General features: G+C 41.8%; 5 protein-coding genes. 3 read left to right on the plus strand and 2 right to left on the minus strand.

From position 1 onward, the window contains the following. Positions 1-15: 15 nt before the first annotated feature. Entirely contained in the window at positions 16-1,509 is a 1,494-nt protein-coding gene (locus N7U62_RS10135) for a RagB/SusD family nutrient uptake outer membrane protein (protein WP_264137850.1), read from the minus strand. A gap of 24 nt (positions 1,510-1,533) precedes the next feature. Next, entirely contained in the window at positions 1,534-4,623 is a 3,090-nt protein-coding gene (locus N7U62_RS10140) for a SusC/RagA family TonB-linked outer membrane protein (RefSeq protein WP_264137851.1), read from the minus strand. Between the two features lie 208 nt (positions 4,624-4,831). Between N7U62_RS10140 and N7U62_RS10145 the strand changes: the two genes are divergently transcribed. From N7U62_RS10145 to N7U62_RS10155, 3 genes are all read left to right on the plus strand, one after another. Beyond that, positions 4,832-8,869 (plus strand): hybrid sensor histidine kinase/response regulator transcription factor, encoded by a 4,038-nt coding sequence (locus N7U62_RS10145; protein ID WP_264137852.1) that lies wholly within the window; start codon positions 4,832-4,834, stop codon positions 8,867-8,869. A gap of 23 nt (positions 8,870-8,892) precedes the next feature. Further along, positions 8,893-9,477: a class I SAM-dependent methyltransferase gene (locus tag N7U62_RS10150; RefSeq protein WP_264137853.1), complete on the plus strand. Its 585-nt coding sequence runs from the start codon at positions 8,893-8,895 to the stop codon at positions 9,475-9,477. A gap of 164 nt (positions 9,478-9,641) precedes the next feature. Continuing rightward, entirely contained in the window at positions 9,642-11,246 is a 1,605-nt protein-coding gene (locus tag N7U62_RS10155) for a sensor histidine kinase (protein ID WP_264137854.1), read from the plus strand. Positions 11,247-11,778 lie beyond the last annotated feature (532 nt).

Genomic DNA, 11,778 nt, shown 5'->3' on the forward strand with positions numbered 1-11,778 from the left:
TCAGGTTCTCATCATTTAGTTCGCATACTCAGCGTTTTGCTCTACGCCATCTTCTACGGCATACTGCGGGATTGGCCAAACAGATGGACCTGGTTGTTTCCCAGCAACTGTTCCCACAGCTGATGGCCACTTGCCATGTCTGATCAAGTCTGGTAGTCTCAATCCTTCGAAGTAAAGCTCCCATGCACGCTCCTGTAGGATAGCGTCATTGAAAGCATCCTGTGATGCAAAATCAGCCAAAGCATACAAAGACACTCCTGCTCTATCACGCACGTCATTGAGCAGGTCAACTGCCTCTTGTGTAGGACCACCGTTGTTTTCGTTGATCGCTTCTGCCAATAGCAATAGGACATCTGCATAGCGTGCGATCACTATATCAGCAGCCTGAAAACCTCCATCACCTTCTGGCGCATACTTATTGAAGATGGCTCCTCTTAGGCCTGTAGTTCTGTCGTGGGTTGTTCCTCCTCCATCTACATAGCTATCAACCAATAGTGTTCTTCGCGCATCAGCTGGATCAAATGAATCATAAAAATCCCATGGAGCCGAGAATACATCCGACCAACCACCTTTTCCAGGGAAGTTACCTGGTCGACAGTAGTAAGAGTAGGCATTGAAGTTACCGTTACCCCCTCTTCCTTGAGATGCAGGATCGGTGGTCACAGCCCATATGGTTTCCGAGTTTATATCAGTTGCTTCTCTGAAAAGGCTCTCATAGTCATTAACCAAGGCATAGCCCATCCCCTGGATCTCTCTACCTACTGCTTCTGCATCGGTAAAGTTTTTCTCATGCATATGAAGTCGCATCATGATGGTAAGCGCCAAACCTCGATTGAACCTTCCATACTGCTCGGGTGCTTCTGGCAAGTTATCTATCGCAAATTGTAAATCAGCTTCGATAGCAGCTACATAATTAGCTCTACTTGGACGAGTCACATCTGCCTCCGCTTCAGGATCCCCTATTAGCTCAGGATCCAAAATAACAGGCACAGGACCAAACATTTGCAACATACGAAACATCGTCCATCCTCTGGCCATATGTGCCTCGCCTAGCAACTGTTGCTGTAGTGCGGAATTGGTAAACACATCATCTGGTGCCTCTTCCAACTCTCCGATGATAGAGGTCGTTCTGGACACAAACCTTACTTTCTCAAAGTGAGAACGGTTTCTAGGTGCACCAATATATGGCTCAAAATTGCCACGGCTTGGGTTTTCCCAACCACCGCCCCAGGCGGTAAATACTGTCATAATATCGGTAGGAAAATCATAGAGCTGAACGTGCCCTTCTTCCAAAGCAAAGAAATGGTATTTTGTCCCACCATCATTATATGGCCATTTCGAAGAAAAAGGCACATATACCTCCATGGTATATAGTTCATATTCGCTTTCTGTTGATGGAAAAGATGTGGGGTTCAATTCCCCAAATATCTCAGATTCAAGACCTTCCTTACAGCTAAATACTGAAAGTAATACCATCAAGAATCCTCCCATTAATGTTATCTTTTTCATTGTGATATTCTTTAATGTTTTCAATTAAAAATTAGCATTTACACCAATTGAATAAGTTCTTATCATTGGATAAGGAGCTGGCGCACCCTTTACGTTGCCTTGCTGCACTTCTGGATCAACACCCTTGAATTTGGTGATTACGAATGGGTTTTGGAAGTCGACATAAACTCTGAGGTCTCGTACGACTCTTGTTACTGCTGGAGCAGTAAATGTGTAACCCAGCGTAATATTTCTGGCTCTTAAGAAATTAGCTTGAGAGATGCGAACATCTGTACCAACGCCACTTACATTTCCAATCGCTCCTAAAGCAGATTCGTTGTAAGTAATGCCTGGCAGTGTACCATCAGGATTCTCTGAACTCCAGATCAGGTCCATATCCGAGGTACCCGCTGATTCTGAGTTGAGCATGTTTCTTGGATCAGACCAACCTAAGCTGAAATTGGTTCTGTTCGCTCCAACCTGTCCGTAAAAGAATAAAGAAAGATCGAAATTCTTGTATCGGAAATTACTACCAAAACCGAAAGATAGCTTAGGCAATATATTGTACTTCTTCACATCTGCTGAATCCAAAGTACCATCACCGTTTTGATCCACAAATATCGGAGAACCTGCTGTTGTTGCATTGGCTGGCTGCCATGCTGGAGCCGTCTCCCCTAGTTGCAAAATCCCATCAGTTTCGAATGCATAAATCACATTAACTGGATCTTTTTCGCCTTGCCATGGAAACAAATCGTCTTCCTCATGTCTCTTCTCCCAGGTATGGGTAAAGTGAGACAAGTTAGCTGAAGCATTCCAGTTGAAATCTCTGTTCTTAACGATGTCTGCGTCAATATTAAACTCTATCCCTTTACGTAACTGCTCACGTCCATTAACAAACTGAGTACTCAAAAATGACAATGCAGGAGTATTTACTTCCACGAGCATCCTGGTAACGTTCTCCTGGTATAAATCCAAAGAACCAGAAACCCTGTCGAAAAGTCCGAAATCCAAACCTACCGTTTTATTCACTGTCTTCTGCCAGTTCAAATTGGGATTATCCAATCGTGTAAGTAGGTAAGGAACATAATTAGATGAACCTCCATTAAAACTCACATGGTCACCATCTGGTGCATAAGCTCCATAGGCATTGAAGTTAGCGTTACCCAAGGTTCCTACACTACCTCTTACTTTCAACAGGTCAAGGAAAGATAGGCCTTGCATAAAGGACTCATTAGAGATTTTCCATGCCAAAGAAGCACTAGGAAATGCATTGAACTTATTATCAGGGAAGAACTGATTAAACCCATCGTATCGGTAAGAACCTGACAGTATGTAACGATCCCATAAAGAGAAGGTACCTCTAACAAACAGTGATCGCTTCAGGTTACTATTCTTACTAGAATTCACAAGGGGTGTCCCCTGACCTGCCTGTACTCTGGTCGTATTGATCGCATCCAACATGTCAGTAGCCTGAAGACCGTACCCGAAACTATCATACATGTACTGGCCTACTCCACCTACTATATTGACGTTAAGAAAATCAGCAAAATCATCTGTATAGGTAGCATAGGCTTCTAAAGTCTGCTGTTGTCTTGTACTAGAAGCCAGAGAAGCTCTTGCCTGATTGGCATCAAACCAGTTGGTTGTAGATGGAATGAAGAAATCACGGAATGAACTCTCAAAATTATTTCCATAAAGCACTTTGGCAGTTAACTTTTCTGGGATAATGGTAAAGTCCAAAGCAAAGTTGGCATACAATGAATTGTACTTGGTCTCATCGTCAATATCTAGCAAACTAAGCGGATTACCTCTCAACTGAAACTGAGTGTACTCACCTGTGTTTGGATCTCTAACTGGTAAATAGGTAGGATAAGACAGTGCCGATTGTAAGGCTGTAAACCCATTCGCTCCTGCTCCTCCTGTTTGCCAGCCCGCAATTGTATTCACAAAATTGTTTCTGTTGGCAATAAAATTGGTGCTCAACTTGAGCCAATCAGCCAATTGAAACGACAGATCTGCACGTCCATTGAACTTCTCCATCTCAGAGTTCTGTACTGTACCTACCTGACGAAAATAGTTTCCTGAAAAGTAATAAGTTGCTTTTTCAGTTCCACCGCTGATGCTCACGTTATGGTTGTCGATACTTCCATCTCTAAGCATATAGCCTAACCAATCGGTAGCTCCTGCTGCTTCTGCTGCACTTATATCAGCTTCGGTAAATGGCGTAGGCACATTGCTAGGCGCATTTGGACCGAAGGGCTGCATGTCGTTATCAGGATCTGCTAGATACAAGTCCTGAGTATAACGGTTGTAGTGCTCCATGTACTCTCTTGGCCCTAATGGCTCTATGTAATCGTAGTTCTTTTGGACCGAATGGTTACCGCTGTAGTTCACAGTCATACGCTCTCCAGTCTTTCCTTTCTTAGTAGTGATCAATATCACACCACCAGCTGCTCCGATACCATACATAGATGCGGCTCCATCCTTCAATATCTCGATAGACTCGATATCGCTAGGATTCAAACCTGCCAATCCACCACGGTTCACATTGTCAATTTCAGAAAAGTTAACCCCTGGCTCCAATCCACTGTAGGGAACCTGAACACCATCCACTACAATCAGTGGGTTTTCTACACGCCCTCTAATAGTAAGGTCAATATTACCTCCCGGTTGTGCACTTTGCTGTGTCACTTTAAGTCCCGCTGCTCGCCCAACCAACAGATCGTTGATATTTGCATTCGCGGCTTTTGACACTTGTCCTGGATCCACTTTTGCAATTGAAGTAGTCAAATCCTTCTTGGTCGTAGTTCCATAACCCATCACCACTACCTCGTCCAGCTCAGTTACATCTAATTCCAGTTGGACATCAATAGTAGAGCGGCCATTCACTGCTACTTCCTGTGGTTTGAATCCCACAAAATTATAAATCAAAGTAGCCCCTTCAGGCACCTCGATACTGTAGTTGCCATCAACATCTGACACAGTACCACTCGACGTTCCCTTCTGCAATATGCTCACTCCAGGCAAACTATCTCCATCACCCGATGAAGTCACCTTTCCAGTTACTCTCTGTTGTGCCAACAAACTAGCAGCACTCAAAAGCCCGAAAATCAATAGTAAATACTTCTTTTTCATAAACTTGCTTTAAAAATTAAAAATGTAGTCTTTTAACCTTTTCCAAAGGTAGATACCCTACCTACACATCACTTTTACAAATCATACACAAAACAGTACTTTCCGACCATAAATCGCCTAAAAAAGCCATATAAGCACATTTTCAATTATGATATGCTTGAATTTCCTTACCTTGGCTATCTTAGATTATCAAAGCATGAAAGGCGGCATGAGTAAAATCTTTTTAGGTTATCTTCTATTCTTCTCACTGAGTTTATCAGCTCAAGAATTGTATTTTTCTACACTTTCTATCAGAGATGGACTACCCTCCAACATCATATCCGGAGTAGAACAAGATCAATATGATTTTATCTGGATCAGCACATCAAGCGGACTCGCACGATACGATGGCAATAAGTTTACTGTCCTTAAAAAGGGTGAAGGTGAAAAGTCCCTTCCAAACAACGAATTGACCACCATTGCAGCTGTAGGAGACTACCTCTACGTGGGTAGTTGGGATGGACTGGCCAAAGTGAATATCAAGACATTTGAAGCAAGCCGGGTTGATATTGACAATATCAAAACCATTCGAGTCATACACAAAGGGAAAAACGGTATACTCTGGATAGGTACTGCCAAAGGCCTGGTTAGATATCAACTAGAAAATGGTAAGTTCAAAATATTCAATCAGGAACAGAACGGCCTTTCTCATAATATGGTTCGAAGCATCTATGAAGAGGAAAATGGAACCGTATGGGTCGGAACATATGATGGACTCAACTACCTAAAGAAAGGACATGAACAATTCCACCCAATGGAACTACCCGCTCCTATAGATAGCGATCTAAAAAACCAACTGGTACTAGATATCAAACCCTCCATCAATCATGACCCCAACCTATGGGTAGGTACGGAGATGGGACTGTACAGAGTCAGCACCAACAATCTCAAATCCTACCCCTTTACAAACTACAACGACACTTTTAGCAACCCAGTCATCAAACATATCCATACCGACGAAGAAGGAAAGCTATGGTTAGGTACAGATTTTGGCTTGAATATTTTCGATCCCATTCTGAAAAGTAATAGTACACATTTTCATAACCCGCAGCTCCCTTACTCCATAGCCAACAATGTCGTCTGGCAAATCTTTGAAGATAAGAATGGTGTACTATGGTTTGCAACCTCCAACGGTTTAAGCAGAGTCAATAAATATGGTAATTTTTACCAGATTAATGACATTTCTTACGAATCTGATGGACAATTCATCGGTAATCAAATCAAAGACTTATTAACAGACAGTCAGGGCAACTACTGGATGGCCACCCAACACGGCGTGATACAAATGAACGCTAAAAATGGTAAAAAAAGGATATTCAATACTGAATCAATCCCCAGATTGCTTTTAGACAATGTGTCTACGCTGGAAGAAGATCAATATGGGAATATATGGATAGGTACGGCTGGTGGTATCAACATTTGGAATCCCAAGACACAAATAATGAAAACCATCCGCTCAAATAGTAAAAATGGATTGAACTCCAATTATATTGGTAATTTCAGTCAGGAGCCTGATGGCACCCTATGGGTGAGTGCATGGCAAGGGGCACTGTATCGAATAGAAGGGAACTCCCTCGAACCTGAAAACATCACCTTTACCTCCGTACAATCGTTGGAATCAGGACCTGAAAAACACGTCTATGGAGCACCCTATATCTGGGTGGTAGAGTATGACAAGCTCTATCGCATCCATCCGGAAACTATGGAAACCAAACCCATGAGTACCTTCAACCAGGCTGTGTCTAATAAAATGATTTACACCCTGTACTACTCTCAAAATGAAGAAATCTGGGCCGGCACACTCAATGGTCTAATCCAGTTCAGCCTGACTAATGATAAAGTGACGCTTCATCCTATCATGACAGGAAATGACGAGATCGTTACCAGCATCACCGAAGACCTGAACGGAGGCATCTGGAGTGTAACTAACTCCTCCATACAGCGACTGAATCCAGAAGACGGACAGATAGAAATATTTCCGCTTGACAATAACATCCCTATTAAAAGCTTCTCCTTTGGTTGTGTATCTCGTACTTCTCAGGGCGAGATCATTTTCGGAGGTGACAATGGCTTCATCCAGTTCGCCCCTGATCAAGCCAAGCTTCAACCTACCCAACCTGCCGTTTATATCACCGACTTGGAAATCAACAACCGTCCCGTACAAATTGGCGAAAATATAGGCGGAAGGACACTTCTGAATCAGGACATATCCTTCGTGCCATCACTGGAACTAGACTACAACGAACGCTCCTTTACACTTCAGTTTTCCAGCCTCGACTACTGGCAACCTGACCAAAACCTCTATAAGTATCGATTGGAAGGGTATGAAGAAGCATGGCACCAGGTATCTGGAACTAAAAACCTGGCCATCTATTCCAATGTAGTGCCTGGAAAATACACCTTCCATGTCCGAGCGATCAATCAATATGGACAAAATAGCGATTCGGCTACTCAACTGGCGATTGTGGTACACCCACCTTTGCTTCTTAGGCCTTACTTCATAGCACTCTATGTCATACTCATCATTGCCCTGATATACTATGGATTAAAAACTTACTCAGCTAGGGTCAACTTGAAAAATGAACTCAAAATCGCCCGATTGGAAATGGAACATGCAGAGGAGATCGAGCGCACCAAGGAAAATTTCTTCACCAATATTTCGCACGAATTGCGTACACCGATCAGTTTGATTCTACCTCCGCTACACCAGATTCAAAAAAAGCACAAGCTGGACCCAGAAAGCACTAATCTCATCGATCTGGCCGAAAAAAATTCGGTTCGCTTACTTAAACTGGTCAATCAAATCCTCGATTTCAATAAGATAGAATACGACACGCTGCAGATCAAAGTGCACGAAGTAGAAATGGTTCATTTCTGCCGCGAGGTATTCGAGATGTTCAGTGACAAGGCCAAACGACACGAGATTCGATTTGAACTGAAGAAAGACATCGAGGAGATCAATGCTTGGATAGATACTGAAAAATTGGAAACGGTACTTTTCAATCTCCTATCCAATGCTTTCAAATTCACATCCAACAAAGGAACAATTACTTTAAAACTCTCAAAACTAGACATCAACGAGGATTTTAAAAATGGAGCACTAAGAATCGAGGTTTGCGACACAGGCGTAGGTATCGATCCAAAAGATCAAGACAGAATTTTCGAAAGGTTTTATCAGGCAGAAGACGGTAAACGCAAGGAATCCGGGAGTGGGATTGGACTCACACTGGCGGCAGAGTTTGTAGACCTACACCATGGAAATATCAAGGTGGAAAGCGAACCAGGAAAGGGAACAGCTTTCACAGTAGACATCCCACTTGGCAAAGACCATCTCCCCGTCGATTCGATCCAGGCTAATGAAGAAATTGAACTACGAGCCACACCATCCGTTCACGGTAGGCAGCACGGATCTAAACTCTATCAGTTGGATTTAGTATCAGAAAAACCCATGGTACTTATCATCGACGACAATACGGATATTATTGACTTTGTGCGCAGCAGTCTGGGGCATAAATACAATCTGGTGATTGCAGAAAATGGACAGGAAGGACTGATCAAAGCCAATCGTTTCATGCCTCAAGTGATCATCAGTGACATCATGATGCCTGTGATGGATGGTATTACATTTTGCAAGAAGATCAAAGAAAATCCCAAAACCAGCCAAACAGCTGTGATATTACTTACCGCCAAAAGCCTAACCGCTCATAAGATCGAGGGAATCAAAATCGGTGCGGATGCCTATCTGACTAAACCCTTCGAGATCGAGTTGTTAGAAGCACATATCGACCAGTTGATCCAGCGAAAGGAAGAGCTGACCCGCTACTTCAAAGACGAATTGATATCTGTACCCGTAGAATCAGATGTGACCAAAAATGAAGACAACGTGTTTGTAAAGCGTGTCATGGACATCATTGAGGCAAACATTTCCAATTCTGACCTCAGTGTAGAAATGATCAGTGAGGAAATGGCCATGAGCAGCACCCACCTTTACCGCAAACTCAAGGCCATCACTAATCACTCTGCCAAGGAGATTATCCAAAAATATCGATTAAAGAAAGCTTCTCTCCTACTACAAAACAAGGAAGGCAATATCACAGAGATCGTTTACCAAACAGGCTTCAACAGTCTCTCCTACTTCTCGCGCTGCTTCAAATCCGAATTCGGCACATCACCCAAAAAGTATCAGGAGCGATTCAGGAAAGGTTAAAAATCAATAATTGAACTTCCGTCATGAAAGGAAAAATCAAGGCCAATACAGTTGATAGATATTTAAGCCCCATTCGCAATCAAATTGTAGAATTGATCAAACCGAACTCCACAGTGGTAGAGTATGGCTGTGGCAATGGAGACTTACTTTTCAAACTGTCAGGTAAAATCCAACAAGGAATAGGCATTGACCTCTCCGAGCCACTGATTTCTTACGCCATCCAGCGAATGAACTCTGAATCAATAGATAACCTAGATTTCAAAATAGCTGATGTGCTGAAAGCACCTCAAACCGATATCAAAACAGACTACTCCATAAGCAGCCTACTTTTACATATTCTACCCTGGAAAGAATCGAAAAAACTGCTAAAACATCAAATAAGCCACGCTGACACTGCAATTGTGTGTGGATTTAGCAAGCCAAAAAACTGGAAACAAAAAATCTTACTTTGGCTGGATCAACGATTCACGCCCCATTATGCCAATTTTCGATACTATCAAACTAAAGGATATACAGCTGGGTTATTGAACTCTCTAGAAGGCATCCAGTATAGACAAATCGACACATTTGATCCCGTGATTAAAATCTACCTAGTTATAGCATCCTAAGAGTCAAACACACGTTGGATGAATTTATCTATCTGAAATAGCAGTAAATATGAGCTTGTTTCCTGACTGTTTTTTCTATAATTTAATTCGATGAAGCATCTCTTTAGAGCGGAATGAAAAACTGTTCAGTCTCAACACCAGAAAACCTAGAAAAAGTCTAACAAATGAAGGACAAGCCTACTTACGAACAGTTATTAGCAGAAAATGAGAAGCTTAGACAAGAAATCCTTCAACACAGACTTTCGGCGAAATCTATTCGTGAAAGTGAAATCAGGTACCGTGGACTTCTAGCTAACACTGGTGCTGGAATTATCATCCATGCCGCAGACACCTCCATCATCATGAACAACGAAAAAGCCTCAGAAATCCTGGGCTTAAGCGAAGACCAGATGAAAGGCAAAGCAGCTATCGATCCACAGTGGCATTTTATCAATGAGCAGTATGATAAAATAGCTTATGAGGACTATCCGGTTAACATTATTTCCAGAACCAAAGCTCCCATTCGAAATTTACTTATTGGAATGAATCAGCCGGACAACAGCGAAAAAGTATGGGCCCTGGTCAATGGTTTTCCCGTTTTGGACGAATCTGGAAACATAACAGAAATCGTAATTAGCTTTATTGACTATACCCAACGCAAGAGAGCAGAAGAGGCCTTAGTAAGGAGTGAACAGGAATTAAAAAACGTTCTAGATATAACCAAAACAGGGAGTTGGTATTTGGATATCGAAACGAATAAAGTAAGCTGGTCCAAACAGCTCTTTATTATGTATGGCTTTGATCCCAATAAGGAAGTACCAGACCTTCCCGAACAATCTAAGCTGTTCACACCTGAAAGTTGGGAAGTATTAAATAAGGCGCTGAATCTAACAGCTGAAAAAGGGATCCCATACGAACTGGAAGTAAAAACGATAAGAAAGGACGGAAGCAACGGCTGGATGTGGACGCACGGAGAACCTGTCTATGATAGCAAAATCAACATAATTGGCCTCTGGGGAGCCGTGCAGGATATTACCGATCGAAAAAAGATAGAAATCGAACTAAAAGAAGCGAAGGATAAAGCAGAAGAAAGCGATCAACTCAAATCAGCTTTTCTTGCAAATATGAGTCATGAAATACGCACTCCAATGAATGCCGTTTTGGGCTTTGCTAAATTGCTCCAAAAAGATTCGCAGGACGCCGTAAAGAGGGAAAAATACCTTGAACTAATAGACAAAGGTGGTCAAAGATTACTCAATTTGATATCTGATATCCTCGACATTTCTAAAATTGATTCTCGACAAATCAAAATACGATTGGCTAACTGCAACATCAATGAGTTGCTAGATGATTTGAAGGCTCAGTTCAGTATCACTATCAATCCAAATGTTAAACTAATCACTAAAAAAGGGCTTTCTATTAGAGAATGTGTTATCAAAACAGATAAAACCAGACTGACTCAAATTCTATCCAACCTAATAGAAAACGCCATCAAATTCACACAAAAAGGTGAGGTGGAAATAGGTTATGAACTGAAGGCAAACATGCTCCAATTTTATGTAAAAGATACCGGACATGGAATCGATGCGAAAGATCACGAGCTGATTTTCGATCGATTTGGACAGGCCAGACAAGAACACACTTTCGTTAAAGGAACAGGCTTAGGATTATCCATTGTCAAGGGCCTTGTGGAATTATTAGGAGGGACGATATGGGTAGAGTCAAAAATCAAAAAAGGCGCCACATTCTTCTTCACGATTCCTTATAGCGTCATTCGGCCATTAATTTAGCCCCAGCGAATACACGCATGGGGCTGAACTTAGTATAGTACAATAGTTTCGAAAAACTATTTTCTTTGATCATGAGATGGCATCCAAAAATAAATATTTTCCATCCTCCATTCGAGGCTAACTAGTTCGGTAAATTTCAACTTCCACCCTTTTAACAGCTAAATAAGCAATTTTAGTGATTCTAAGAAGACCTTTTGGTTCTCTCCCGATGTATTTCTACTTCATTCTCCACTCTGGCTTTTGTTCTTTTTTTCTCTTGTTTATAATCACTAAAAAAGGCCAAAACCACTAAGCTGAACACGACAATGCCGCAAATGAATATCAATTGATCATCAAACACCATCACTAATCATTTTTAGGTTGACGATGAAATGATCGCATAAATAGTGCTGCTCCAAAAATGGATGGGACCCAAAGTCCAACGAACATACCAGAGTCTTTTTGTCCATTGAACCATAAATAAACAGATAACAGAAAAGAAATGAATACTGCTACCAATATGAGGTAATCCGAAATTTTCATATTTTAATGA

Origin of the sequence: Reichenbachiella ulvae (assembly GCF_025833875.1) — a bacterium.
GTDB lineage: Bacteria > Bacteroidota > Bacteroidia > Cytophagales > Cyclobacteriaceae > Reichenbachiella > Reichenbachiella ulvae.